Annotated in this window: 20 protein-coding genes; 13 read left to right on the top strand and 7 right to left on the bottom strand. The window is 69.6% G+C overall.

What is annotated here, in order from left to right; all coding sequences use genetic code 11:
• Positions 1-60: 60 nt before the first annotated feature.
• The gene (gene nucS / locus D457_RS0111845) at positions 61-738 is read right to left on the bottom strand and encodes an endonuclease NucS (RefSeq protein WP_017580881.1); all 678 of its coding nucleotides are present in this window, start codon (positions 736-738) and stop codon (positions 61-63) included.
• A 116-nt stretch (positions 739-854) separates the two neighbouring features.
• Here nucS and D457_RS0111850 point away from each other — a divergent pair, with 116 nt between their 5' ends.
• The 4 genes from D457_RS0111850 (at position 855) to D457_RS0111865 (ending at position 4,566) form a co-directional block, all read left to right on the top strand.
• Entirely contained in the window at positions 855-2,093 is a 1,239-nt protein-coding gene (locus tag D457_RS0111850; protein ID WP_017580882.1) for an MFS transporter, read from the top strand.
• A gap of 56 nt (positions 2,094-2,149) precedes the next feature.
• Complete coding sequence (locus D457_RS0111855; RefSeq protein ID WP_017580883.1) at positions 2,150-3,367, top strand: 3-hydroxyacyl-CoA dehydrogenase; 1,218 nt, start codon at positions 2,150-2,152, stop codon at positions 3,365-3,367.
• Between the two features lie 113 nt (positions 3,368-3,480).
• On the top strand, positions 3,481-3,810 hold the full coding sequence (locus D457_RS0111860; protein ID WP_193374488.1) for an ATP/GTP-binding protein: 330 nt from the start codon (positions 3,481-3,483) through the stop codon (positions 3,808-3,810).
• 24 nt (positions 3,811-3,834) lie between these two features.
• On the top strand, positions 3,835-4,566 hold the full coding sequence (locus D457_RS0111865) for an alpha/beta hydrolase (protein ID WP_017580885.1): 732 nt from the start codon (positions 3,835-3,837) through the stop codon (positions 4,564-4,566).
• A gap of 119 nt (positions 4,567-4,685) precedes the next feature.
• Here the strand turns inward: D457_RS0111865 and D457_RS0111870 are convergent, their stop codons facing one another.
• Together D457_RS0111870 and mce are read right to left on the bottom strand one after the other, a co-directional pair.
• A complete protein-coding gene (locus D457_RS0111870; RefSeq protein WP_017580886.1) occupies positions 4,686-5,990 on the bottom strand; it encodes a DivIVA domain-containing protein in 1,305 nt (434 codons plus the stop codon).
• A 423-nt stretch (positions 5,991-6,413) separates the two neighbouring features.
• A complete protein-coding gene (mce, locus tag D457_RS0111875; RefSeq protein WP_017580887.1) occupies positions 6,414-6,872 on the bottom strand; it encodes a methylmalonyl-CoA epimerase in 459 nt (152 codons plus the stop codon).
• 85 nt (positions 6,873-6,957) lie between these two features.
• On the opposite strand from mce, the gene D457_RS0111880 reads away from it, so the two are divergent.
• Complete coding sequence (locus D457_RS0111880) at positions 6,958-8,145, top strand: acetyl-CoA C-acetyltransferase (protein WP_017580888.1); 1,188 nt, start codon at positions 6,958-6,960, stop codon at positions 8,143-8,145.
• Positions 8,146-8,263: 118 nt separating this feature from the next.
• Entirely contained in the window at positions 8,264-9,223 is a 960-nt protein-coding gene (gene meaB / locus D457_RS0111885; RefSeq protein ID WP_017580889.1) for a methylmalonyl Co-A mutase-associated GTPase MeaB, read from the top strand.
• A gap of 199 nt (positions 9,224-9,422) precedes the next feature.
• Here the strand turns inward: meaB and D457_RS0111890 are convergent, their stop codons facing one another.
• Both D457_RS0111890 and D457_RS0111895 read right to left on the bottom strand, forming a co-directional pair.
• Positions 9,423-11,093, bottom strand: a complete 1,671-nt coding sequence (locus tag D457_RS0111890) for a glycosyl hydrolase family 18 protein (RefSeq protein WP_026116561.1) — start codon at positions 11,091-11,093, stop codon at positions 9,423-9,425.
• Positions 11,094-11,452: 359 nt separating this feature from the next.
• Positions 11,453-13,414 carry a glycoside hydrolase family 18 chitinase gene (locus tag D457_RS0111895; RefSeq protein ID WP_017580890.1) on the bottom strand — a complete coding sequence of 654 codons (1,962 nt, stop codon included), beginning with the start codon at positions 13,412-13,414 and terminating at the stop codon, positions 11,453-11,455.
• Between the two features lie 461 nt (positions 13,415-13,875).
• Here D457_RS0111895 and D457_RS0111900 point away from each other — a divergent pair, with 461 nt between their 5' ends.
• From D457_RS0111900 to D457_RS0111930, 7 genes are all read left to right on the top strand, one after another.
• On the top strand, positions 13,876-14,397 hold the full coding sequence (locus D457_RS0111900) for a MarR family winged helix-turn-helix transcriptional regulator (RefSeq protein ID WP_017580891.1): 522 nt from the start codon (positions 13,876-13,878) through the stop codon (positions 14,395-14,397).
• Positions 14,398-14,474: 77 nt separating this feature from the next.
• On the top strand, positions 14,475-16,205 hold the full coding sequence (locus D457_RS0111905) for an acyl-CoA mutase large subunit family protein (RefSeq protein WP_017580892.1): 1,731 nt from the start codon (positions 14,475-14,477) through the stop codon (positions 16,203-16,205).
• 236 nt (positions 16,206-16,441) lie between these two features.
• On the top strand, positions 16,442-17,395 hold the full coding sequence (locus D457_RS0111910; protein WP_026116562.1) for a tetratricopeptide repeat protein: 954 nt from the start codon (positions 16,442-16,444) through the stop codon (positions 17,393-17,395).
• Positions 17,396-17,621: 226 nt separating this feature from the next.
• Positions 17,622-18,353 (top strand): cytidylate kinase-like family protein, encoded by a 732-nt coding sequence (locus D457_RS0111915; protein ID WP_017580894.1) that lies wholly within the window; start codon positions 17,622-17,624, stop codon positions 18,351-18,353.
• 399 nt (positions 18,354-18,752) lie between these two features.
• Positions 18,753-20,150, top strand: coding sequence for an NAD-dependent malic enzyme (locus tag D457_RS0111920; protein ID WP_017580895.1), 1,398 nt, complete (start codon positions 18,753-18,755; stop codon positions 20,148-20,150).
• Between the two features lie 74 nt (positions 20,151-20,224).
• Positions 20,225-20,806 carry a YqgE/AlgH family protein gene (locus tag D457_RS0111925; protein ID WP_017580896.1) on the top strand — a complete coding sequence of 194 codons (582 nt, stop codon included), beginning with the start codon at positions 20,225-20,227 and terminating at the stop codon, positions 20,804-20,806.
• Between the two features lie 58 nt (positions 20,807-20,864).
• Positions 20,865-21,107 (top strand): DUF3039 domain-containing protein, encoded by a 243-nt coding sequence (locus tag D457_RS0111930; protein ID WP_026116563.1) that lies wholly within the window; start codon positions 20,865-20,867, stop codon positions 21,105-21,107.
• A 145-nt stretch (positions 21,108-21,252) separates the two neighbouring features.
• Here the strand turns inward: D457_RS0111930 and D457_RS0111935 are convergent, their stop codons facing one another.
• Both D457_RS0111935 and D457_RS35345 read right to left on the bottom strand, forming a co-directional pair.
• On the bottom strand, positions 21,253-23,193 hold the full coding sequence (locus D457_RS0111935) for an HtaA domain-containing protein (protein WP_017580898.1): 1,941 nt from the start codon (positions 23,191-23,193) through the stop codon (positions 21,253-21,255).
• 206 nt (positions 23,194-23,399) lie between these two features.
• Positions 23,400-24,839, bottom strand: coding sequence for a hypothetical protein (locus tag D457_RS35345; protein WP_017580899.1), 1,440 nt, complete (start codon positions 24,837-24,839; stop codon positions 23,400-23,402).
• Positions 24,840-24,886: the final 47 nt, after the last annotated feature.

The following is a 24,886-nucleotide window of genomic DNA, read 5'->3' on the forward strand; positions in this document are numbered from 1 at the left end:
ACACGGGCGCGGGGTTTGGCGGGAGCGACTCCCGGGTGCGGACCCCGGGAGAGGCCGGGGCTAGAAAAGACGCAGCGTGTCCGGCTCGATGCCGCGCAGTTCGTCGTAGTCCAGGACCACGCAGGTGATCCCGCGGTCCTCTGCCAGGACCTTGGCCTGGGGTTTGATCTCCTGGGCCGCGAACACCCCGGTCACCGGGGCCAGGGAGGGGTCCCGGTTGAGGAGTTCGAGGTAGCGGGTGAGCTGCTCGACGCCGTCGATGTCCCCGCGCCGCTTGAGCTCCACCGCGACGGTCTTGTTCTCTCCGTCGCGGCACAGGATGTCCACGGGCCCGATGGCGGTCGGGTACTCGCGGCGGATGAGGGTGTAGCCCTCGCCGAGGGTGGTGATGTGTTCGGCGAGCAACTCCTGGAGGTGGGCCTCGACGCCGTCCTTCTGGAGACCGGGGTCCTTGCCGAGCTCGTGTGAGGAGTCATGGAGGATCTCCTCCATGGTCAGCACGAGCTTCTCACCGGATTTGCTGTGCGTGACCGTCCACACGTCGGGACCGTCCTCGACGGTCTCCTCGCGCAGCTTGCACGGCGGGTTCATCCAGTTCAGCGGCTTGAACGCCCGGTCGTCGGCGTGAATGGACACGCTCCCGTCGGCCTTGATCAAAATCAGGCGGGGAGCCATGGGCAGGTGGGCGGTGAGCCGGCCGGCATAGTCGACGCTGCACCGCGCGATGACAAGACGCACGGGACGTCACGTTACCGCCTCCGCCGGGCTTCCGAGGCCGGTTCGGAGGTCGGACCCGGAACCGGGGCGGGCGGGGCGGCGGGGAGAGCCGGGCCGGTTCTCCCTAGGCTGTCGGGATGCTCGTTCGCAACCGTTGGATGATCCTGTCGGTCAGCATGGTGGCGCAGGTGGCCAGTGTCTCGGCGATGTTCGGGGTTCCGGTTGTCCTGCCGCAGCTGCGCGAGGCCTTCGGGGTCACCACGGCGCAGGCGGGGATACTCGCCGGGCTGCCCTCGTTCGGGCTGCTGCTGACCCTGCTGATGTGGGGCGTGGTGATCGACCGGGCGGGGGAGCGGGTCACCATGGCGCTGAGCCTGCTGCTCACGGCGGGCGCGCTCGGCCTGCTCTGGACGGCTTCGGAGCTGTGGAGCGTGGCCGCGGTAATGCTGCTCGTGGGCGCGGTGGGCGGTCCGGTCAACGCGGCCAGCGGCCGCCTGGTACTGACCTGGTTCGAACAGAGTGAACGCGGGCTGGCCATGGGGATCCGCCAGTCGGCGCTGCCGTTGGGGGTGGGCCTCGCCGCGCTGGTGCTGCCCCGGGCGGCGGACGCGTGGGGGTTCGTCGGGTCGATGCTGCTCCCCGGGGCGCTCGCGCTGGTCGCCTTCCCCCTGGTACTGGCGATGGCGAGCGCGCCCGAGAAGGGGAGTTCCCGAGAGCGTGCCGCAAAGCCCGAGGAGGCCGCCCCGGCCCCAGCCACCCCGACCTCGCGCCCTGAGTCCCCGTACCGCCGGTGGACCATCTGGCGGGTGCACGGCGTGAGTATGCTCCTCGGCGTTCCCCAGGTCACCCTGATGGTCTATACAGTCATCTACCTGGTCCAGGAGCAGGGCTGGAGCCCGCCCGCCGCCGGGGCGGTGGTCGCGGCCGCGCAGGTCCCGGGGGCGGCTGGGCGGCTGTTGCTCGGGGCGTGGTCGGACCGGACCGGGAACCGCATGCGGCCGGTGCGGTGGCTGGCGGTGGTCTCCGGCATCACCCTGGTCCTGCTCACCCTGCTGCCGAACGCCTGGGGGTGGTCGGCCGTCCCGCTGGTCCTGCTCTGCCTGGTCCTGACGATGTGGCACAACGGCCTGACCTTCCTCTCCGTGGCGGAGATCGCCGGGACGGCCTGGGCCGGGCGCGCCCTGGCCGTGCAGAACTGGCTCCAGGCGGTCAGCACGACGCTGACCCCCGTGCTGATGGCCGCCGTGATCACCCTCGCCGGACTGCCCGCGGTGTTCGCGGTGGGCGCGGTCTTCTCGGCGCTGGCCGCCGCCGTCGTCCCGGTCCGGGCCAAAGGGCTGGGAAGCGGCCAGGAAGGCGGTGCTACCGGCCAGTAGTAAAGATCTGGTCCCGGTGCGCGAGCCAGGTGCGAGGGGCGTCTAAGGTGGGGCCCATGGTGCAGGAATTTAAGAAGGTCGGCGTCGTAGGACTGGGCACGATGGGTGCGGGCATCGCGGAGGTGTTCGCCCGGGCCGGCTTCAACGTCGTCGGGGTGGAGATCAACCAGGACGCCCTCGACCGCGGCCGTGGTCACATGGACAAGTCCCTTTCGCGTGCGGTCAGCAAGGGCAAACTCACCGAGGAGGAGCGCTCAGCGATCGAGTCCCGCCTCACGTTCAGCACGTCCCGCGAGGACCTCTCGGACGCGGACTTCGTCATCGAGGCCGTCCCCGAGCGCATGGAGATCAAGCGCGATCTGTTCAGCGACCTCGACCGGATCTGCCCGCCCGGCACGATTCTGGCGACTAACACCTCCTCGCTGTCGGTCACCGAGATCGCCGCGCTGACCGGCCGCCCCGAGAAGGTCGTCGGTCTGCACTTCTTCAACCCGGCCCCGGTCATGAAGCTGGCCGAGGTCATCACCACCGTCTCCACCAGCCCTGAGACCGTCGACGTCGTCACCGAGGTCGCCAAGCGCATCGGCAAGACCCCGATCACGATCGGCGACCGCGGCGGCTTCGTCGCCAACGCGCTGCTGGTGCCCTACATCAACGACGGGATCCGCCTCTACGAGCGCGGGATCGCCACCCGTGAGGAGATCGACGAGTCCGTCAAGAAGGCCGCCGGTCTTCCGATGGGCCCGCTCACCCTCGCCGACCTGGTCGGCCTGGACATCTGCCTGGCCGTCATGGACGTGCTCTGGGAGGAGTTCCGCGATCCGCGCTACTCCGCCTCCCCGCTGCTGCGCCGCATGGTCACCGCGGGCCGGCTCGGCCGCAAGACCGGCCAGGGCTTCTACGGTGCCAAGGACGAGGCCCCCGAGCCCCAGCGCACCAGCCGCCTCGCCCAGATCGTGCGCGAGGAGGAGACCCTCGACCTGGGCGAGATGCTCATCGCGCCGCAGATCGACGACGCCATGCGCATGATCGGCGACGGCTACGCCACCGCCAAGGACGTCGACACCGCCATGCGGTTCGGTTGCGGCTACCCGAAGGGTCCGACCGAGCTCCTGGAGGAGCGCGGCGCGGAGAACGTCATCACCACCCTGGTGGCGATGGGCGAGTACAGTCTCACCAGTGTCCTGGTACCCGCCCCGCTGCTCATGGACATGCTCCCCGACGCCGAGGAGGACTCCTCCCACGGCGGCGGTGGCTGCGCCTGCAACGGCTGAGGGGTTCCGGGCCTGCCATGGCCAGCGCTTCCAGCCTCTGACTGACCGGTGGCCGTCGCCGCACCCTTGTGGTGTGACGGCGGCCACTGTCTGTTTTCTCCTACCCTTGAAGGGTGAGCCCGCGCCGTAACAGCCCCCGCCGCAAAGCCGCCCGGGGCAACAACGCCCCCGGTGGTCCTCCTGACGAGGACGCCCTCATGTTGCGCATCACTGGAGGGCAGCGCAGAGAGACGGGGCCGGACGGTGAGTGGGTGACCCGCCGGATCCCCGGCGCCGCCGCCACCAAGGTCTACCGGTGCCCCGGCTGCGCCCAGGAGATCCCCGCCGGTATGCCCCACGTCGTCGCCTGGCGTCCCTACGGCGACGGCGGCGACCGGCGCCACTGGCACTCCTCCTGTTGGGAGCGGCGTTCCCAACGCTCTCCCAGGGCCCCCAGATACTGACCCGGACCAGACGGAAGAGGAGCCATGGAGATCCGAGCCACCACGGTGCTGCCCGCCGTGCGACGACCTGTCACACTGCACACCGCCGACGGTCTGGAACTGATCGGGGAGCTTGCCCTCCCCGAGGGGCGAAAGCCCGCCGCCACCATCATCTGCCTGCACCCGCTGCCCACCGCAGAGGGCATGATGGACAGCCACGTGATGCGCAAGGCGTCCTTCCGGCTGCCCGCGCTGGCCAACATCGCCGTGCTGCGCTTCAACACGCGCGGCACCACCTCGCGCCACGGCACCAGTGAGGGCGAGTTCGGCGAGGGGGAGACGGAGAAGTACGACGTCCTTGCCGCCATCGAGTTCACCGAGTTCGAGGATCTGCCCGAACCCTGGCTGCTGGGCTGGTCCTTCGGCACTGAGCTCGCCCTCAAGTGGGGCTGCGACCCGCAGGTCCGGGGGGCGCTGCTGCTGTCCCCGCCGCTGCACCGCGCTGGCGAGGCGGACATGAAGGTGTGGGCGGACTCGGGCAAGCCGGTCGTGGCGCTGGTCCCCGAACACGACGACTTCCTCAAGCCCGATGAGGCCCGCGAACGCTTCGCGCCGCTCACCCAGGCGGAGATCATCGGCGTCGACGGCGCCAAGCACCTGTGGGTCGGCGAGCCCTACGTGCGCCGCGTCCTCGACGAGGTCGTCCAGCGGGTCAACCCCGAGGCCTGTCCGCTGCCGACGGAGTGGGACGGCCCCTGGGAGAAGGACACCGCGTAGCGGACCACCGGCCCGCCCCCAACCGGGGGTGGACACGACGAAGGGCCCGGCCCCCAGAGAGTGTTCTGGGGACCGGGCCCTTCGTCGTGTCGGAACGACTCAGCCGTGGCGGCCGGTCGTTACTCCTGCCACCAGTCCTCGTCGTCGGAGCCCTTGCCGGAGTGGGCCGGCTGCTTGGGCTCCTCCGCCGCGGGGGCGGCGGGGGCGGCCGGAGCCGCCGGAGCGGCCTCCTGCTGGATCGCGGCGGGGGCCGCGGGAGCCGCCGGAGCGGCCGGGGCGCCGCCGCCACCGCCGAGCAGCTGGCGCAGCTGCTGGAGGTGCGACTGGATGCTGTCCCGCTGGCGGTTGAGCTCGTCGACCTCCTTCTTGGCGGCCGTCAGGATGCGGTTGGCCTCGGACTTGGCGTCGCTGAGCTGGTGCTCAGCCTTGGACTTGGCCTCGGCCTCGATCTGCCCAGAGTTCTTCTTGGCGTTGCTGACCAGCTGCTTGGCGTGGTTCTCGGCGTCGCGGCGGGTCTGCTCGGCCTGCTGGCTGGCGTTGGTGGCGCGCTGCTCGGCGCTGGCGGCGCGCTCCTCGGCCTCGTTGACCATCTTCTGCGTGGCGGCCTGGGCGGCGGCCAGGCGCTCGGCGTCCTGGCGCTCGGCCTCGGCGCGGCGGTCGGCCAGCTGGAGCTCGAACTGGTCCTCGGTCTCGGTGCGGCGCGCCTCGGACTCGGCGAAAGCCCGCTCGGCGTTCTTGCGCAGCTCCTCGGCCTGGCTCTTGGCCGACTGGATCGTCTCGTCGCGCTCGCGCTTGGCGGCGGCGCGGGCCTGGGCGCACTCGCGCTCGGTGGTGGTCCGCAGCTTGGCGATTTCACCCTCGAAGGTGGCGCGCTTCTCGGCGATCTCGTGGTCGACGGCCGAACGCTTCTTCTGTACCTCGCGCTCGGTGGTCGAGGCCAGCTCGTCGGCCTCGCGGCGGGCGGTGGTGCTGATCTCCTCGGCCTCGGCCTCGGCGGCCTGGCGCTGCTCGTCGGCCTCGCGCTGGGCGAGGGTGCGCACCTCGGTGGCTTCCGATTCGGCGGCGGCGCGCATCTCGGCGGCCTCGATCTGAGCGGCCGAACGGATGTCGTTGGCGTCGATCTGGGCGCTCTGGACCAGCTCGTTGGCCTGCTCTTCGGCCAGGCGCAGCAGTTCCTCGATACGCGAGCCCAGACCGGAGTAGGAGGGGCGCTCCCGCTCTTGGAGCTGACGGTTCTTGGCGTTCAGCTCGTTCTTGGCCTTTTCGAGCTGCTTGTTGGACTGCTTGACCTCGTTGCGCAGGCCGTCCAGGTAGTCCTGCACCTGGGTGCGGTCAAAGCCACGCAGCACCACGTCGAACTCGGGCGGAGTGTTGTCTTCGTCGAAGATGTTGTTGAGCTGGGTGTCAATGTTGTTTGACGACATGTGGCGGAATCCTGAACGGGTGCGAGACGGCTACTTGCGAACTTGCCAGGGGCAGACAGGAGGGCGGCTGCTGTGCCCCCGGTGGACGGGTTGTGCCCGGGGAGTGCGGGCCGAGGCGCAGGCGGATTGGTGCGACGGGCTCTCGAGTGACCCTGACCGCCTCCGACGGTCGTCCCGGTGCGGTGGGCACGTGCGGGTACGACTGACCCGGCTCACTGACCGGACTGCAAGACATGGACCAACGCCGGAAGAAAAGCACATCCGGCAGCTAGCCGACTTTATCAAGCGTGGAACCCCTGGGAAGGGGGTTTCGGGTAACTTCCGGTGGGGTCTGTGGTCAGCCGCACCGGTGGAACTCAAGCTGTGATGTGTCCGGAACGTCCCCGTGACGTGAATCGGACGAATCACACCTTGGGCGTGTCCCTAGTTGGTGCTTTGTACCAACTCGGTGAGGACACCGCCACAGTCCTTGGGGTGTAGGAAGACGATCTGCGAACCCCCCGTGCCGGTGCGCGGCTCGGCGTCCAGCACCCGCACCCCGCGCTCGCCGATTCCGGTCGCGCTCGCGGCCACGTCACCGGTGCCGAACGCGATGTGGTGCACGCCCTCGCCATTGCGGGCCAGGAACTTCGCGACAGGGGAGTCCTCCCTGGTCGGTTCCAGGAGCTGCAGATACGTGGCGCCGCCGTCGTCCGTGCCGTTGATCCGGAGCATCGCCTCACGGACGCCCTGCTCCTCGTTGACCTCTTCGTGCTCCACCTCGAAGCCGTAGGTGGTCCGGTAGAACTCGATGGACGCGTTGAGGTCGCGGCAGGCGATCCCCACGTGGTCCAACCGGGTCAGGCCGGAGAACGGGCCGGTGGGGCTGGGTGCGTCACTCACTGGCGAACCTCTCGAACTTCGATGTGGTCTGTGTGGGTATCGTTGCAGACCAGGTGCGTCACCCATCACTTGGAGGCCAGTTAAGATGCCCGGTTCCGTCATTGTCGGTGGGGCTCGTACCCCCACCGGCCGACTCCTCGGCTCTCTCGCCGGGTTCTCCGCCGCAGACCTGGGCGGCTTCGCGATCAAGGCCGCGCTGGAGCGCGCCGGGATCAGCGGCGAACAGGTCGGATACGTGGTCATGGGACAGGTGCTGCAGGCGGGCGCCGGTCAGATCCCCTCCCGCCAGGCCGCCGTCAAGGCCGGCATTCCCATGGACGTCCCGTCCGTGACCATCAACAAGGTCTGCCTGTCCGGCCTGGACGCCATCGCCCTGGCCGACCAGCTCGTGCGCGCGGGCGAGTTCGACATCGTGGTCGCGGGCGGCATGGAGTCCATGACCAACGCTCCGCACCTGCTGCCCAAGTCGCGACAGGGCTACAAGTACGGCTCCATCGAGGTCCTGGACGCCACGGCGCACGACGGCCTCACCGACGCCTTCGAGGGCGACTCCATGGGTGCCTCCACCGAGCGCCACAACAGCAAGCTCGGCATTGAGCGTCCCGAGCAGGACGCGTTCGCCGCCCGATCCCACCAGCGCGCTGCCGCTGCCGCGGAGAAGGGCCTGTTCGACGAGGAGATCGTCCCCGTCGAGATCCCACAGCGCAAGGGCGACCCGGTCGTCTTCTCCGCCGACGAGGGCATCCGCCCCGGCACCACCGCCGAGAGCCTGGGCAAGCTGCGCCCGGCCTTCGACCGCGAGGGCACCATCACCGCCGGTTCCTCCTCGCAGATCTCCGACGGCGCCGCCGCGGTGGTCGTGATGAGCCGCGCCAAGGCCGAGGAGCTCGGTGCCCCGATCCTCGCGGAGATCGGCGCGCACGGGAACGTCGCGGGCCCGGACAACTCGCTGCACTCCCAGCCCTCTAACGCCATCAATCACGCGCTGGCTAAGGCGGGCAAGGAGGTCGGGGACCTCGACCTCATCGAGATCAACGAGGCTTTCGCCGCGGTCGGCATCCAGTCCACCAAGGACCTCGGGGTCTCGGAGGACATCGTCAACGTCAACGGCGGCGCCATCGCGATCGGTCACCCGATCGGTGCCTCCGGCGCGCGCATCGCCCTGCACCTGATCTACGAGCTCCGTCGCCGCGGCGGCGGGCTCGGCGCGGCCGCCCTGTGCGGTGGCGGCGGCCAGGGCGACGCCCTGCTGTTCACCGTTCCCGCCGAGTAGGACTGCGAGGACACCACCCCCGGTCCGTGCGCGGGCCGGGCCGAGGTGAGAACGTACTGGGCGGGGGCCACAAGCCCCCGCCCCTTCTCTTATCTGCTCGTCACAATCGAGGAGTCGCATGAACGCCCCCCAGCTGGTCGAACGGGTTCGCGGGGGTGACCGCCGGGCGCTGGCCCGCGCGATCACCCTGGTCGAGAACGGTGCCGCCGAACTGCGCGAGATCATGGCGGGTCTGGCGCCCCACACCGGCCGGGCCCGCGTAGTCGGGTTCACCGGGTCGCCCGGGGTCGGCAAGTCCACCACCACCAACGCAGTGGTGCGCGCAGTGCGGGCCAAGGGCCTGACCGTCGCGGTCCTGGCGGTGGACCCCTCCTCACCCTTCACCGGCGGCGCCCTGCTCGGCGACCGGGTGCGGATGCAGGAGCACGCCACCGACCCGGGGGTGTACATCAGGTCCATGGCCAACCGCGGGCACCTGGGCGGGCTGTCGTGGGCCACCCCGCACGCGCTGCGGGTGCTGGACGCGGCCGGGTTCGACGTGATCCTGGTGGAGACCGTCGGCGTGGGCCAGGCCGAGGTGGAGATCGCCGGTCAGGCGGACACGACCGTCGTGCTGTGCGCGCCCGGCATGGGTGACTCGGTGCAGGCGGCCAAGGCCGGGGTGCTGGAGGTCGCCGACGTGTTCGCGGTGAACAAGGCCGACCGTGACGGCGCCAAGGTCACCCTGCGCGAGCTGCGCCAGATGGTCGCGATGAAGGACCGGGACGAGGCGGAGTGGAAGCCGCCGATCGTCATGACGGTCGCCGCCAAGGACGAGGGGATCGACGAGCTCTGGGCGCGGGTCGAGGAGCACTACGCCCACTTGGAGAAGTCCGGTGAGCTTACCGCCCGGCGTCGCGAGCGCGCCCGCGACGAGGTGCAGGCGATCGTGCTGGACCTGCTGCGCGCCCGGATGGGCGGAGTGGGCGCGGACAGCGGCCTGGACGGGCTGGCCGGAGAGGTCGCGGCGGGGGAGCGAGACCCCTACGCCGCCGCCGACCTGCTGCTGAAGGAACTGGGAGCCGACCCGAGCGAGTGACCCGGGCCGGCGTCGCTCGCCGGTGTGGAGACACAGCGGAGAACCCCAGTGCCCCGGTGACACCTCGGGACACAAGGCGGCCGGGGCGGACCGTCGCACGTCGGTCTGCCCCGGCCTTGGCGGCGGTGCTCCCCGGATCAGAGCACCGACGCCGCTGGTTCCCGCTCCGGCCGAGACCGGAGGCGGGGGTCTGTGGGCGCTACTTTCCCAGCGCCGCGTCGATGGCGGTCAGCAGACTGCCCTCGGAGTCATCGCCGTCGATGGACCAGATCATGACCCCGCCGAGACCGTTGTCGGTCACCCAGTCGGTCTTCTGGGTCATGGAGACCTCATCGTCGAAGGTCCAGAAGGTCTCACCGTCGTAGAGCCAGGCGGTGCCGAGGTCGTCGTTGCGGTAGAGGTCGAAGCCGGAGAGCTCCTTGAGGTTGCGGTACTCCTCGGTGCCGTAGGCGTAGGTGCCCGGGGCCGGGCCCGCGGCGGGCTGGAAGAGTCCGTCGCCCTCGGGTCCGGGCTCCACACCCGTCCAGCCCTGGCTGTAGAAGGGCACGCCCAGCACGATCTTCTCCGGGTCGACCCCGCGGTCCAGGTAGGCCTGCACGGTGGTCTGGGTGGAGATCACGTCGCCCGGGTCGCGTGGGTCCGGGGCCAGGTTGGACTGGTGGTTGGTGACGCTCTCCCAGGTGCCGTGGTAGTCGTAGCCCTGCACCGTGATGAAGTCGAAGTTCGACATGATCTCGTCCAGCTCGTAGCCGGTGTCGATCCGCCAGGGGCCGGCGGGCATGAACGAGCTGAGCTCGAAGTGGCGTCCTGTCTCCTCGCCGAGCTCGTCGATCTGGTCGCGGAACTCCTGGACCAGGGCGGTGAAGTTCTCCCGGTCCTCGGGGCGGACGACGTTGTGCGGGTTGCCGTCGGAGGCGGGCCACTCCCAGTCGAGGTCGATGCCGTCGAAGACGCCGTAGCCGACGCCTTCGCCGCCCGCGCCGTCGATCAGCGGCAGGTCGCCCTTCAGGTACAGGTCGACGCAGGAGCTGACGAAGCGCTCGCGGGACTCGGCGGTGAGCGCGGCGTCGGAGAAGTGCTCCGACCAGTTCCAGCCGCCCAGCGAGACGCTGATGAGCAGGTTCGGGTACTGCTCCTTCAGCTTGCGCAGCTGGTTGAAGTTGCCGCGCAGGGGCTGGTTCGGGCCGTCGGCGGCGCCGTCGACGCTTTCCGAGGCGGGGACGAGCCGGCCGTAGTCGGCCTGTGCGTCGCCCTGCTCGGGCTCGTTGGTCATGAAGCACTCGCCGTCGGCGCTGACGTTGCCGAACGCGTAGTTGATGTGCGTCAGCTTCTCGGCGCTGCCGGAGTCGATGAGGTCGCGGACCTGGTAGCCGCGCTCCTCGACTCCCCACTGGGTGAAGTAGGCGACGCTGAGGTCACCGTGCTGGGGGCCCTGGTGGGGCTCACCGGCGCAGGGGGAGCCGTTGACGGTGCAGTTGAGCAGGTGGCTGTTGCCGTCGGTGTGAATCCCGTTGAATCCGAACTCGTAGGTGCCCCCGGCGGGGATCGTGGCGCCCCAGTGCGGCGGGGTCACGGTGTAGCCGTCCTCGGCGGAGCCCTCCAGGGTGGCGTTCCACAGCTGGTGGACGCCGCTGCCCTCGGGGAGGTTGAACTCCAGGGTCCAGTCGGACAGGTCCGTGCCGGAGGCGTTGTGGACGGTGATCTCGCCGGTGTAGCCGGTGTTCCAGCGGGCGGACTCCACGTAGGTGACCCGGAGGTCGGCGGTGTCGGCCTCCTCCGCGGTCACGGGTGGCACGAAGAGGGCGATCGGTGCCACCACTACGGTGGCGACCACCACCGCGAGGCGGTTTCTGAGTCGTCGTGAGCTCACGTCGCGAGTCTCCTGTGGGGGGCGGAGTCGGAGTCAGGGGCCTGAGGGCTTCTCGCTGCCCTGACGTGGGGGGATAAATTTTTAGGAAACTTAACTAATAATTACGGGCGGCGTCAACGCCCTACGGGGAAGTTTCTCCGCCGGATCTCGGGTTTTCACGGTGGCGCCTCGCTCTTCCAGCGGATCTGCCGAGTTGGCGGACTGGACCAGTGGCCCGAGTCCGGAACTGTCCCCTTGCGGCCATGAGAAAGCCTTGACTTTGGTCCGCTTGAGAGATAGGAGCCCCGGCCGAAGTGGTCGGGGCTCCGGTTTCTCATGTGGTTGATGATGCGGGGGAGGCAGCGTGAGCGGTTGAGTGCCTAGCTGCTGAGGGCGGCGTCCACGGCGGCCATCAGGCTGCCGTCCGCGTCGTCGCCGTCGATGGACCAGATCATGACCCCGCCCAGACCGTTGTCCACGGCCCAGTCGGTCTTCTGCGTCAGGGCGATCTCGTCGTCGTAGGTCCAGAACGTGGTGCCGTCGTACAGCCAGGCCGTACCGAGGTCGTTGTCGCGGTGCAGCTCGAAGCCGGGCAGGTTCTTGACGACCTTCCAGTCCTCGATGCCCGGCTCATAGCTGCCGGGAGCGGGACCGGTGCCGTCCTGGAAGAGGCCGTCACCGTTGGGTCCGGCCGGAACCCCCGTCCAGCCGCGGCTGTAGAAGGGCAGGCCCAGCACCATGTCGGCCGGGTCGACCCCGCGGTCCAGGTAGGCCTGGATGGTGGTGTCGGTGGCGAAGACGTTCGGCCCCGGGTCGTCGGGGTGCTCGAGCAGGTTGGACTGGTGGTTGGTGGTGTCCTCCCAGGCCCCGTGGTAGTCGTAGCCCTGGATGGTGACGAAGTCGAAGTTGGGCATGAGCTGGTCCATCTCGAAGCCCAGCTCGATCTTCTCCGGGTCGGCGGGCAGGAAGGCCGTGAGCTCGAAGTCGCGCCCCGTGTCGGCCTCCAGGTCGTCGAGCTGGTCACGGAACTCCTGGACCAGGGCGGTGAAGTTCTCCTTGTCCTCGGGGCGCACCACGTTGTGCTCGTGGCCGGAGGAGGCGGGCCACTCCCAGTCGAGATCGATGCCGTCGAAGACGCCCTTGGCCGACCCGGGGCCGCCCGCGCCGTCGAAGGTGGGCAGGTTGCCCTTCAGGTACAGGTCGATGCAGGAGCTGACCATGCGCTCGCGGGACTCGGGGGTGAGCGCGGCGTCGGAGAAGTGCTGGGACCAGGTCCAGCCGCCCAGCGAGATGTTGACCTTCAGGTCCGGGTGCAGTTCCTTGAGCTTGCGGAGCTGGTTGAAGTTACCGCGCAGGTCCTGGCTCCACACGTCCCCGACCCCGTCCACGCTCTGGGCGGCGTTGAAGGAACGGCCGTAGTCGGCCCAGGCGTCTCCCTGGCCCAGCTGGTTGGCCATGAAGCACTCACCGCCGGCGTTGACGTTGCCGAAGGCGTAGTTGATGTGGGTGAGCTTCTCGGCGGTGTCTGAGGTCTCCAGGTTGTTCACCAGGTAGCCGCGGTCGTAGATGCCCCACTGGGTGAAGTAGGCGACCCGCAGGTCCTCGTTCGGGTCGATGGGCCCACCGCCGTTGCTCTCCTCCGTGGTGACGGTGACCGGTTCGCTCTCCGGGCCGCGGTTGTTGGAGGTGTCGTAGGCGCGGACGGTGAAGGTGTACTCGGTTTCGGCGGCCAGGCCGCTGACGGTGGCGCTCAGGGTCTCGGCGCCGACCGCGCGGACTACCTCGTCGTCGGAGATCACCTCGTACCCGGCCACGGCGACGTTGTCGGTCGCCGCGCCCCAGGACAGGGAGACGGCACTGGCGGTGACCCCGGTGACGGTCAGGCCGTCGGGGGCCGTGGGCGGTTCCTCGTCCGGATCGCCGGGCTCGCCCGAGCAGGGGTTGCCGTTCACGGTGCAGTCCTGCGGGATGGTCTCGCCGCCGGTGTGCGCACCGTTCCAGCCGATGGAGTAGCTGCCTCCGGCGGGAACGGCGGCTCCCCACGAGGGCGGGGTGATGGTGTGGATGCCGCCGGAGACCGAGTGGGAGGCGTTCCACAGACTGGTGATGGTGCTGCCCTGGGGGAGGGTGAACCGGACCGTCCAGTCGGACAGAGGTGCGCCGGAGGCGTTGTCGATGGTGAGCTGGCCGCCGTAGCCGGTGTTCCAGCGCCCGGACTCCACGTAGGTGACCGTGACGTCCGAGGTGTCGGCGGAGGCGGGGGTGGTGAACAGCGCGAGGGGGATGACGAGTAGCGCGGCGAACAGTGCCGCGAGCGGGTTTCTGATGCGTGGGGTTCTCACGTTGTGAGGTCTCCTGGTGCGTGAGCGGCAGTGGGGGAAGGGTGCCGACCGTCGGCGAGAGGATGCCGACAGCGGGGTTCGGGTGCACAGGAACATGACCGCGAGTGTGGGGGTGGTGAGCGAGACCGGAAACGGTGCTGAGTCATCTCGACGCCTCTGACATGGGGAATTAAATTTTTAGGAAACTTAACTAATAGTTTCTGGGCTCGTCAATGAGCTCCGCTCGGCTTTTTTCACGTGTGCCTCGTGTCCGACCCCTGTGAGGTGCGCAACCAGTGGCGTTTCCGAGGTGGGGGTGCGGACCAGTCGACTCGGTGGACTTCTGTCCCCTTGTGGCCATGGAAAGCCCTTGACAGGGAGGCGTTGATGTGAGTGGAAGGCGTTTCCGAAGCTCGATTCTGAACACGGACGCCGTTCGGCATCTGCGGAAGACGGCCTAGAGTGACGGCGTGGGAAACCCTTTGAACCTTCCGTTCGACCCGATCGAGCGCGCTCACGACAACTGGAGTCAGAGATGGGGTGCCTCGCCCGCCATGGCGGCGGTCACCTCCCTCATGCGCGCGCAGCAGATCCTCATCGGCGAGCTGGACGGTGCCCTCAAGCCGTTCGGTCTGACCTTCGCCCGGTACGAAGCCCTGGTCCTGCTCACCTTCAGCTCCTCCGGCTCGCTGCCGCTGGGCAAGATCGGTGAGCGCCTGATGGTGCACCCCACCAGCGTCACCAACACCATCGACCGGTTGGAGGGGCAGGGCCTGGTGCTCCGCCGCCCCAACCCGAGCGACGGCCGCGGCGTGCTGGCGGAGATCACCGACGCCGGGCGCGAGGTCACCGAGGAGGCCACCCAGGCACTCCTTGGCATGGACTTCGGTCTGGGCTGCTACTCCGACGAGGAACTCTGGCGCATGCACGAGATGTTCACCCGGTTGCGGGTGGACTTCGGTGACTTCCCCGCCCCGGTCGCCGGGGCCGTCGAAGGGCGCTAACCAGGGGCGGTCCGGGCGCGCAGGCGCCACGGACGCCTCTTCTGTACATATTTAGTTGGACGTCCTACTATCTTGGTATGGCGAACACCACAGGAGACCCCACCAACGGCGGCGGGGCCCACCACATTGAGGCCGGACGCGACCGCTGGCAGCGCCGCTACGATTCCGCACGCAAGCGCGACGCCGACTTCACCACGCTGTCCGGACGCACCCTCGAACCCGCCTACGGCCCCCGGCCTGGCGCCGAGGTCCCCGGCTTCGAGCGGATCGGCTGGCCCGGCGAGTACCCCTACACCCGCGGCCTCTACCCCACCGGCTACCGCGGCCGCGCCTGGACCATCCGCCAGTTCGCCGGCTTCGGCAACGCCAGGCAGACCAACGAGCGCTACAAGATGATCCTCGCCCAGGGCGGCGGCGGACTCTCGGTCGCCTTCGACATGCCCACCCTCATGGGCTACGACTCCGACTCCGCGCAGGCCCTCGGCGAGGTCGGCCACTGCGGCGTCGCCATCGACTCGGTCGCCGACATGGACCTGCTCTTCGACGGCATCCCCCTCGGCGAGACCACCACGTCCATGACCATCAGCGGACCGGCCATCCCGGCCTTCTGCATGTATCTGGTCGCTGCCGAGCGCCAGGGCGTGGATATCGGCGGCCTCAACGGCACGCTCCAGACCGACATCTTCAAGGAGTACATCGCCCAGAAGGAGTGGCTGTACCCGCCCGAACCCCACCTGCGCCTCATCGGCGACCTGATGGAGTACTGCGCCGAGCACATCCCCGCCTTCAAACCGCTCTCCGTCTCCGGCTACCACATCCGCGAGGCCGGAGCCACGGCCGCACAGGAGCTGGCCTACACCCTGGCCGACGGGTTCGGCTACGTGGAGCTCGGCCTGTCCAGAGGCATGGACATCGACCGTTTCGCGCCCGGGCTGTCCTTCTTCTTCGACGCCCACATCGACTTCTTCGAGGAGATCGCCAAGTTCCGCGCCGCCCGCCGCATCTGGGCCCGATGGATCCGTGACACCTACGGCGCCAAGACCGAGAAGGCCCAGTGGCTGCGGTTCCACACCCAGACCGCCGGGGTCTCCCTCACCGCCCAGCAGCCCTACAACAACGTCGTGCGCACCGCCGTCGAAGCGCTCTCCGCGGTGCTCGGCGGCACCAACTCCCTGCACACCAACGCCCTCGACGAGACCCTAGCCCTGCCCACCGAGCAGTCCGCCGAGATCGCCCTGCGCACCCAGCAGGTCCTCATGGAGGAGACCGGGGTGGTCAACGTCGCCGACCCCCTGGGCGGCTCCTGGTATGTGGAGGCCCTCACCGACGAGATCGAGGCCGAGGCCGAGCGGATCTTCGAGCACATCCTCCAGATGGGCGGGGGAGCGGATGCCGAGCACCACATCGGCCCGATGACCTCCGGCATCCTCGCCGGGATCGAGAACGGTTACTTCAGCTCCGAGATCGCCGAATCCGCCTTTCAGTACCAGCAGGCCCTGGAGAAGGGCGACAAGCGCATCGTCGGCGTCAACTGCCACACCGCAACCGTCTCCGGTGAGCTGGACATCCTCAAGATCAGCCACGAGGTCGAGCACGAACAGAAGCGCGTCCTGACCGAACGCCGCTCCGCCCGCGACAAGGACACCGTCGACCGCGCCCTGGCCCGCCTCCTACAGGGCGTGCGCGCCGACGACGGCAACCTCATCCCGCTCATCATGGACGCCGCCCGCGCCGAGGCCACCCTTGGTGAGATCTGCGCCACGATGGGCGAGGAGTTTGGGACGTACACGGAGGACCCGCAGTTTTAGTTTCGCGCCTCCGCTTCGCTTTGGCGCGTGTTCTCCGCCTTTGCGGAGGGATTCTTCGTCGTCGGCGGCGCCTGACGCTCGTTCCTCGCTAGCGGCTTGCCTCCTCCTGCACTGTGTTGCAGAAGATTGGCCTCCCCGGCGAACGAACGAAAAAGAACACCCCCTGGTGCAGGGGTTCGCTAAGGGCTTCCCGGGGCGGTCCTCGTGCCGTCCCGGGATGCGGCAGGATAGGGAACATGCAGCCTTCGGACTTTTCACCGAACAGTGCGGTTGACCTCGGGGCGCGCAAGGCGGCCTTGGAGCGTGAGGCCAAGCAGCGCGCCGAGGAGTCGGCCGGTCGATCCAACCCCTACTCCGTCAACGCCGACGAGTCCAACTTCCAGCAGGTGCTGGAGCGGTCGATGGCCGCCCCGGTCGTGCTGGCGGTGCTGGCGAGCTGGTCCGAGCAGTCCAAGCAGGTCGAGGCGGTCCTCGACAAGCTCTCCAAGGGCTCCGGCGGAAACTGGCTCCTGGCCAAGGTGGACAGTGACGCCAGCCCGCAGCTGGTGCAGGCGCTCCGGGTCTCCGGTACACCCACGATCATCATCGCCGTGCAGGGCCAGGTCATGCCCCTGATGCAGGGCCCGGCCACCGAGGAGCAGCTGCGCGAGGCCCTGACGCAGGTCTTCGGCGCACTCGCCCAGCAGGGCATGCTGCCCCCCGGGCACCCTGGCACGGTGGACGGCGACCCCGCCGTGATGCCGGAGGAGGAGCTCGGCGGCGAGCCCGAACCCGAGGCGGACCCGATCAGCGCGCAGGCCCAGGCGGCTCTGGAACGCGGTGACTTCGAGGCCGCCGCGGCCGTGTTCGAGAAGGCGATCGACGCCGACCCGAAGAACAGCGACCTGCGGGCCAAGCTCGCGCAGATCCGGCTGATCGGCCGCCTCCAGGACGTGGACGGCCCCGCGGTGCGCCAGGCCGCCGCGGACGACCCGGCCGACGTGGACGCGCAGATTACCGTCGCCGACATCGACATGTACGGCGGCAAGTTCGAGGACGCCTTCGACCGGCTCATCCAGACGGTCAAGCAGACCGCCGACGAGGACCGCGACCGGGTGCGCGCGCACCTGCTGTCCCTCTTCGAGCTGCTGCCCGCGGGCGACCCGAGGGTGAACGCGGCCCGCCGCAAGCTCACCTCGGCACTGTTCTGACCGGTGCCGGTCTGATCAGTACCCCCCTGCCCCGGAACGATTCGGTTGATATCGGTCGTTCCGGGGTGCTTTATCCCATTGAGTCACTATGAGTGGGAAAACAGCACGTATTTGCTGTTTTGGCGATGGTGGGGATAGCGGCCCGCTCAAGGGGTAGAAAAATGGGGTAGAAGATTCGCAACAGCTGCGGTCCACCGGTCCGCACGGCGAACCCGGCAGGTGCCCCATGGCGATGAACGACGCACCGCGCGCGCACGGCGGCGAACCCGTGGTCACGATCTCGGCGACCTTCGGGGCCGGGGGGAGCGTGATCGGCCCCGCCGTCGCCGCGCGGCTCAACGTCCCCTTCCTCAACCGGGCGGTGCCCAGCGCCGTGGCGGCCGAGATCGGCTGCTCCCTGGACGAGGTCCTCCAGCGCGACGACCGTGCCCCCGGTGGGCTCGAACGCCTCCTGTCCAGCGCCGCCCGCCTGCCCACCGTCACGCTGGGCAGTGTGGACACCGCCTTCATCGGCACCACCAACGACGAGGGCCGGCTCCTCTACGACCACGAGTTCGTCGAACAGACCGAACGCGTCATCCGCGACGTCGCCCGCGACGGCGGGGTGATCCTGGGTCGGGCCGCGGCGGTGGTCCTGGCCGATCATCCGGGCGCGCTGCACGTGCGGTTGGACGGAAGCCGGAAGGCCCGGCTGCGCAGGGCCAGGAAACTCTGGGACGCGGGCGACCGGGAGGAGTGCGGCGGCCACGGCTGGGGGCCCGACCCGCCCACACTGCGGCTGCTGGACGACAACGACCGGGCCCGGGCCTCCTACGTGCGCCGCTTCTACCGCGTGGACCCGGCCGAGCCCGACCACTATCACCTGGTGATCGACTCGACCGCGCTCTCCACCGACGCCTGCGCCGATGTCGTGGTGCGGGCGGCGGCCGACCGGGCTCAGGGGTCATGGGGCGGTTAGACCCCGGCAGGCATCCAATGGACACTGGATCCTAGTGGGAATTTATGAGATTTTTTCCGAAAGCGTTAATTGTCACCTTGTGCTGACGTTACCCGCTTGACTCGGGTAGGGTGAGGCGACTCGGTCGTGGGCTCCTGAGTACCGCCCCCGCCCACCGGCCGAGGCCCGTACCGGACACCCGATGACAGGGTGTTCCAGGGCGGGACGCGCAACCGTCACGGACCCGGGTCCGATCGGCGCGCAGGCGCCGACGAGCTTCCACCGGGCCAGGCCACGGAGTGCAGGCCGTTCGCCCGACCACCCGGTGGAAGAGTCCCGACGTCGGTCCGTACGTCCACGGGAGGGGCCGCCGGTGTGCCCCGCGGACGCATGACATCAGCAAAAGCCAAGGAGCAATACGTGGCCACCCTTCCCAGCGTTTCGTACTCCATCACCGTCCGACTCGAACTGGACGCCGGAGGCAGCGCTGTCGGCAGCCTCACCAACGCGGTGGAGCAGGTCGGCGGAATGATCACCGCCCTGGACGTGGCGGCCGCTGGGCACGAGCGCATCCGCATCGACGTCACCTGCGCCGCCCGCGACACCGAGCACGCCCAGGCCATCGTCGACGCCCTCGGCGGGGTCGAGGGGGTCGTGGTCCACAAGGTCAGCGACCGCACCTTCCTCATGCACCTCGGTGGCAAGATCGAGATGAAGTCCAAGGTGCCGCTGCGCAACCGCGACGAGCTCTCCATGGCCTACACCCCCGGTGTGGCCCGCGTCTCCCAGGCCATCGCCGCCAACAAGGACGACGCCCGCCGCCTGACCATCAAGCGCAACAGCGTCGCCGTGGTCACCGACGGCTCGGCCGTGCTCGGCTTGGGCAACATCGGCCCCGAGGCCGCCATGCCCGTCATGGAGGGCAAAGCCGCCCTGTTCAAACGTTTCGCCGACATCGATGCTTGGCCCATCGCCCTGGACACCCAGGACGTGGACGAGATCGTCCGCACCGTCCAGCTGATCGCCCCGGGCTTCGGCGGCATCAACCTGGAGGACATCTCCGCCCCGCGCTGTTTCGAGGTCGAGGCCCGCCTGCGCGAGCTGCTGGACATCCCCGTCTTCCACGACGACCAGCACGGCACCGCGATCGTCGTGCTCGCCGCCCTGCGCAACGCCTTGCGCGTGGTGAACAAGAAGCTGTCCGAGGTCCGCATCGCCATGTCCGGCGCGGGCGCGGCCGGTACCGCCATTCTCAAGCTGCTGATGCACGCCGGTGCGCGCGACGTCATCGTCAGTGACGTCCACGGCGCCGTACACGTGGGCCGCGAGAACCTGGACAGCAACCTGCGCTGGATCGCGGAGAACACCAACCCCGAGGGCTACAGCGGCGACCTCAAGGGTTCGGTGGCCGGGGCCGACGTCTTCATCGGCGTCTCCGCCCCGAATGTGCTCGCGGGCGAGGACATCGCCGAGATGAACGAGGGCTCGATCATCTTCGCGCTGGCCAACCCCGACCCCGAGGTCGACCCCGAGGTCGCGCACCTGCACGCGGGCGTGGTCGCGACCGGCCGCAGCGACTACCCGAACCAGATCAACAACGTGCTGGTCTTCCCCGGGTTCTTCCGTGGCCTGCTGGACGCCCAGAGCCACCACGTCACCTCCGACATGATGGTCGCTGCCGCCGAGGCCCTGGCCGACGTGGTCACCGAGGACGAGCTGGGCCCGAACTACATCATCCCGAGCGTCTTCCACTCGGACCTGTCCCACCACGTGGCCACCGCCGTGCGCGAGGTCGCCCAGCGCGGCCAGGCCGAGTAACGGACGAACAGGGGATGTGGGGAGAGCATGCCGAGGGGGTGACCACCGGCGGGTTTTCCGGGTAAAGGTGGACCATGGACCAGTCGACTCTGACCGGGCGCCTGCTGGTGGCCGCCCCCCTTCTCCAAGAGGACACCTTCCGTCGCTCCGTGGTGTTCGTCGTGGACGATGCCGATGACGGCACCCTGGGGGTGATCCTCAACCGTCCGCTGGAACTCCCGGTGGACGAGGTGGTGACGGACTGGGGCGCCTACGCGAGCGCGCCCGCCGTGATGTTCTCCGGCGGGCCGGTGGGCACCGACTCCGGGCTCGCCCTCGGCACCGCCGTCCCGGAAGACGCGCCGCCGGGCTGGGCTCCGCTGGAGGGGACCGGCCCGGGACCGGCGCTGGCCGGGGTCGGGATGGTGGACCTGGGCGCCCCCACCGAGGTCCTCGGCGCCTCCCTGAGCGCCCTGCGCGTGTTCGCGGGCTACGCCGGATGGAGCGCCGGGCAGCTGGAAGGCGAAATCGGGGACGGCGCCTGGTTCGTGGTCGACGCCCTCGCCGACGACCTCTTCGGCGGCTCTCCGGAAACCCTCTGGTCACGGGTGCTGCGTCGACAGGGGGGTGAGTTGGCCCTGTTGTCGACCTATCCTGACGATCCCACCATGAACTGATGGGGTGGAGCGCGGCACCCTATACCGTGGAACGCAGACGTTGAAAGGTGTGAGGACGATGGCGATGGATGTCCTGAACAAGGTTCTTCCCGATAGCGAGACCCGGCCGGATATCTCGCACGACGACGGTGACCGGGAACGGTTCGCCCACTACGTGCAGAAGGACAAGATCACCCAGAGCGCGGTGACCGGCGACCCGGTGATCGCCCTGTGCGGCAAGGTCTGGGTGCCCAACCGCGACCCGAAGAAGTTCCCTGTGTGCCCGGACTGCAAGCGGACGTACGAGGAAATGATGAAGTAACGACCTCACGGTCGAACGGCCCCTCGGCCGTACGCGAAAGGCCTTGACCCAACCCTTCCGGGTGAGCCAAGGCCTTTGTCGTGTCCGGGCACGGGGGCCGGGATCTCGACCCCGGGAGCTGAACCCCCGGGGCCGGAGCGGAGGATCAGACCTGCGCGCTCTCCTGCGCGCTCTCCTGCGCGCCCTCTTCGGCGCCCGCGCGGCGGCGGGCGGCGACCAGAGCGGTACCGCCCGCGGCCACGGCCACCGCGGCGGCGGTCAGCAGGCCGGTCAGGGCCACACCGGTGTTGGGCAGACCGGGCTTGCCGCCGCCGTCACCCGGGCCGGGGGTCGGCTTGTCATCGCCGTCACCCGGGCCGGGGGTCGGCTTGCCGTCGCCGCCACCGGGGGTGCCGGTGCCGCCGCCGGGAACCTGGACGTTCTCGTCCACGCTCACGGTCAGGGTGATCGGGTCGAGCTGCTCGCCCGCGGCGTAGAAGTCGGCGAAGGCGGGGACGCCGTCAGCGGTCAGAGCGGCCGGGATCGGGTCCCAGGACAGGACGCCCTCGGCCAGCTCGTACTCCACACCGGACAGGTCCAGGTCGGCGAAGGCCACGTCCTCGTAGGTGAGGAGCTCCTCGTTGCTCAGGGACTTGCTCACCACGTCGGCGTAGAGAGTGCCCTCGGCGCCGTCGATCTCGACCCGCGGGTCGGAGACGGTCATGTACAGCAGCGGGTCGGCGCCGCCGTAGACGTGGCCCTCGAAGAGCACGGTGCCGCCGAAGTCGATCTCGGCGACGGACTCGTCCAGGTTCACGGTGCCGCTGCCGTCGGTGAAGGCGAAGGTGCCGTCGTCGTTCTTGCTGGCGCCGTCGCTGGTGCTGATCTCGCCCTTGGCGATGTTGCCCACGATGTAGCTGCGGAAGGACTCCTTCACGCCCCAGTCGGCGCGGCCGTTGTGCACGGTCAGGTCGCCCTCGGGGGTCTCGCCGTCACTGTCACCATCTCCGTCGCCGTCCTCGGTGGCGAAGGAGATCGGGGTCCACACGTCCTGGTCGCGGTTGGCCAGGTCGTGGCGGTCGTTGAAGACCGCGACGTAGCACTGGTCCTCGACGCAGTCGTAGGCGTTGCCGCTCTTCTCGAAGGCGCCCACGACGTCGAGGCCGGTGCTGAACGTGCCGTCCGCGGCGGGGGCGGAGCCGTCGCGCAGCCACACGCCGCTGCCGTACCAGTCAGCGGGGTGGGAGCTGTCCGACTGGGCGATGCCGGTCAGAGCGACGTAGATGCCCGCGCCGGGACGGAAGCCGGTGCCGTCGACCTGGACGACCTGGCCTTCGGGGTCGAGCTCGGTGGTCTGGCTGACCTGGACCTGGGGGTTGTGGACCGGCTCCTCGGGGTCCGTGGGGTCGGTCGGGTCGGCACCCTCGACGGCCACGGTGCTGAAGGAAAACGGGTCCATCGTCTCGCCGGCGCCGTAGAAGCTCGCGAACGGCTCCACGGCGTCGGCGTGCATGGTGCCCGCGGCGGAGGTGAAGACGATCTCGTCGCCCTCGACCTCCACCTCGGCGCCGGTCAGCTCAGTGACCGCCACCTCGCCGTACGAGATGAGGTCGCCCGGGGGCAGCGCCGGGTTGGCGCCCTTGAACTCGCGGCTGGTGATGTCGGCGTAGACCGTGGCCGATCCCGCGCCGTCGAACTCCACGCGAGGGTCGTTGACGTGGATCTCCAGGACCGGGCCCTGGCCGTAGTCGTGGCCGGTGAAGACCACACCTCCGAAGAAGCTCACCTCACCGGAGGAGTCCTCCTTGGAGACCGAGCCCTCCGCGGTGGGGAAGTCCAGGGTGCCGTCGGCATTGACGGAGGCGCCGTCGACCGCCTCGTAGCCGCCGCCCGAGATGGGGCCGGAGATGTAGTTGCGGAAGGACTGCTTGACGCCCCAGGTGGCGGAGCCGCCTTCGACGGAGACGGGGGCTTCGTCGGCCAGGGCCGGTGCGGCGCCCAGGGTGAGCGAGGCGCCCAGGACGGCCGCTCCCGCCAGGGCGGTGAGGGAGCGCAGCGGGCGGGTTCTGCCCGCGGCCGCGCCCTCACGGCTGGTGGTGGTGTTCATGAGATGGATGTTCCTGTTCGTGTCGGGGGATGGACGGGAGCCGGACCCGGTCGCGCACCGGGGCCGAGCGGGGTGTGGGGCGGCGGCCCCGTGCGGAACGGGAGCGGCGAGGCCGCCGAGGGAGAACGTGGTCGGAGGGTGCCCAGTGGGTGCCCGGGACGAGGGGGACCCGGACCGGGCGGATACGGCTGGTTGAGAGAGGGTGTCTAGGCCGTCGTGGCCGGCTCCTCGCTGGTGCGGCGGCGTGCGGTGAACATCGCCGCGGCGCCGGCCAGGGCGGCCACTGCGGCGGCCAGGACCAGGCCGGTCAGGGCCGCGCCGGTGGTGGGCAGGGAGCTGCCGCCGCCCGAACCCGAACCGCCCGTGCTGCTGCCGCTGCCGGAGCCGCTGGAGCTGCCGCCGGAACCGTTGCCGGTGCTGTTGTTGCCGGAGTCACCGGAGCCGCTGCCCGAGCCGCTTCCGGAATCACCCGAGCTGCTGCCCGGGCCACCGGAACCGCCCGAGCCGGGGTCGCCGGTCTGGCCGCTGAAGGTGACCGGGACGAACGTGTCCTGGCCGCGGTCGCTGGAGCGCGTGTGGTCGTTTCGGGTGACCACGGCGCAGTCGGTGGCGGCGGAGAGGCAGTCGGTGTGCTCGTCCGAGCCCTTGACCGTTAGCTCGACGGTGAACCCGCCGTTGGTTCCGCTGCCGGTGTAGGGGGTGGCCAGGCCCTCGCCGTAGGGCGGCGGGTTGCTGGAGATCCAGGCGGAGGCCCCGCCCTCGCCGTCCATGTCTACGCCGCCGATGCAGGGGCTGGGGGCCTGGGTGGCACTGGCGTTGGCGGTGTCGCACAGGGCGACGTAGATGCCCTTGGACGTGTCGTAGCCGCTGCCGGTCACGGTGACGCTCTCACCGTCGGGGTTGAGCCCGCTGGTCTTGGAGACCGTCAGCGTCAGGTTGGCCGGGTTCTGCGGCAGCATCTGCGGCGCGGCCTGGGTCTGCGGAGCGTTCGGGGACTGGGGCGCGTTCGCCGGGGCGGCGAAGCTCACCGGAACCACGGCGACGACCGGAGCGGCCTGTACCGGAGCGTTCTGGGGTGCCGCCGGGGCGAGCACGGGCGTGCTGCGGCCGGGGCCCGGGGCGGAGACGACCTCGTCCGGGGAGGGCTCGGCCTGCGTCGTGCTCTCCTCAGGGTCTTCGACCGGGGCGTCGATCTCGGCCCAGCCGCCCCGCTCGGGCGTGGCCCCGGAGCCCTCGCCGGATTCGGTGTTGCCGGCCTCGGCCTCGGTCAGGACGATCTCGAAGGGGTCCTCGGTCGCGTCCAGACCGGCCTCGGCGGCGAAGTCGACGCCGGTGTTGAGGTCCACGGTGAAGAGCCCGTCCTCGTCGACCTCGGTCAGGACGGTGTTCTCGGTGTCCAGGACCGCGGACTCGCCGGCGTCCTCGGTGTCGGCCGCCTCGGCGGGCACGGCCCGGGTGGTGATCTCGATCCGGCTGCCGGGGTCGTGTCCGATACCGGAGACCGTGACGGTGTCGCCCTCGGGATCGAGCCCATCAGTGCGGTTCACGGTGGTGATGCGGGGGTGGACGATGTCGTCGACCGGGTCGGCGAACGCCGTCGCGGGGACGGAGGCGGAAAGAACCGTCGCCGCCGCCACGGCGGCCATTGGTGGGAGAAGCCCACGGAGGGGAACCGCTGCGTGCATCAGGGGCC

Source organism: Nocardiopsis valliformis DSM 45023, assembly GCF_000340985.1.
Lineage (GTDB): Bacteria > Actinomycetota > Actinomycetes > Streptosporangiales > Streptosporangiaceae > Nocardiopsis > Nocardiopsis exhalans.

Coding starts and splice junctions, on each gene's coding strand:
- D457_RS0111850 (WP_017580882.1), top strand. CDS start 855: ATGCTCGTTCGCAACCGTTGGATGATCCTGTCGGTCAGCATGGTGGCG.
- D457_RS0111855 (WP_017580883.1), top strand. CDS start 2,150: ATGGTGCAGGAATTTAAGAAGGTCGGCGTCGTAGGACTGGGCACGATG.
- D457_RS0111865 (WP_017580885.1), top strand. CDS start 3,835: ATGGAGATCCGAGCCACCACGGTGCTGCCCGCCGTGCGACGACCTGTC.
- D457_RS0111870 (WP_017580886.1), bottom strand. CDS start 5,990: ATGTCGTCAAACAACATTGACACCCAGCTCAACAACATCTTCGACGAA.
- D457_RS0111880 (WP_017580888.1), top strand. CDS start 6,958: ATGCCCGGTTCCGTCATTGTCGGTGGGGCTCGTACCCCCACCGGCCGA.
- meaB (WP_017580889.1), top strand. CDS start 8,264: ATGAACGCCCCCCAGCTGGTCGAACGGGTTCGCGGGGGTGACCGCCGG.
- D457_RS0111905 (WP_017580892.1), top strand. CDS start 14,475: ATGGCGAACACCACAGGAGACCCCACCAACGGCGGCGGGGCCCACCAC.
- D457_RS0111910 (WP_026116562.1), top strand. CDS start 16,442: ATGCAGCCTTCGGACTTTTCACCGAACAGTGCGGTTGACCTCGGGGCG.
- D457_RS0111915 (WP_017580894.1), top strand. CDS start 17,622: ATGGCGATGAACGACGCACCGCGCGCGCACGGCGGCGAACCCGTGGTC.
- D457_RS0111925 (WP_017580896.1), top strand. CDS start 20,225: ATGGACCAGTCGACTCTGACCGGGCGCCTGCTGGTGGCCGCCCCCCTT.
- D457_RS0111930 (WP_026116563.1), top strand. CDS start 20,865: ATGGCGATGGATGTCCTGAACAAGGTTCTTCCCGATAGCGAGACCCGG.
- D457_RS0111935 (WP_017580898.1), bottom strand. CDS start 23,193: ATGAACACCACCACCAGCCGTGAGGGCGCGGCCGCGGGCAGAACCCGC.
- D457_RS35345 (WP_017580899.1), bottom strand. CDS start 24,839: ATGGCCGCCGTGGCGGCGGCGACGGTTCTTTCCGCCTCCGTCCCCGCG.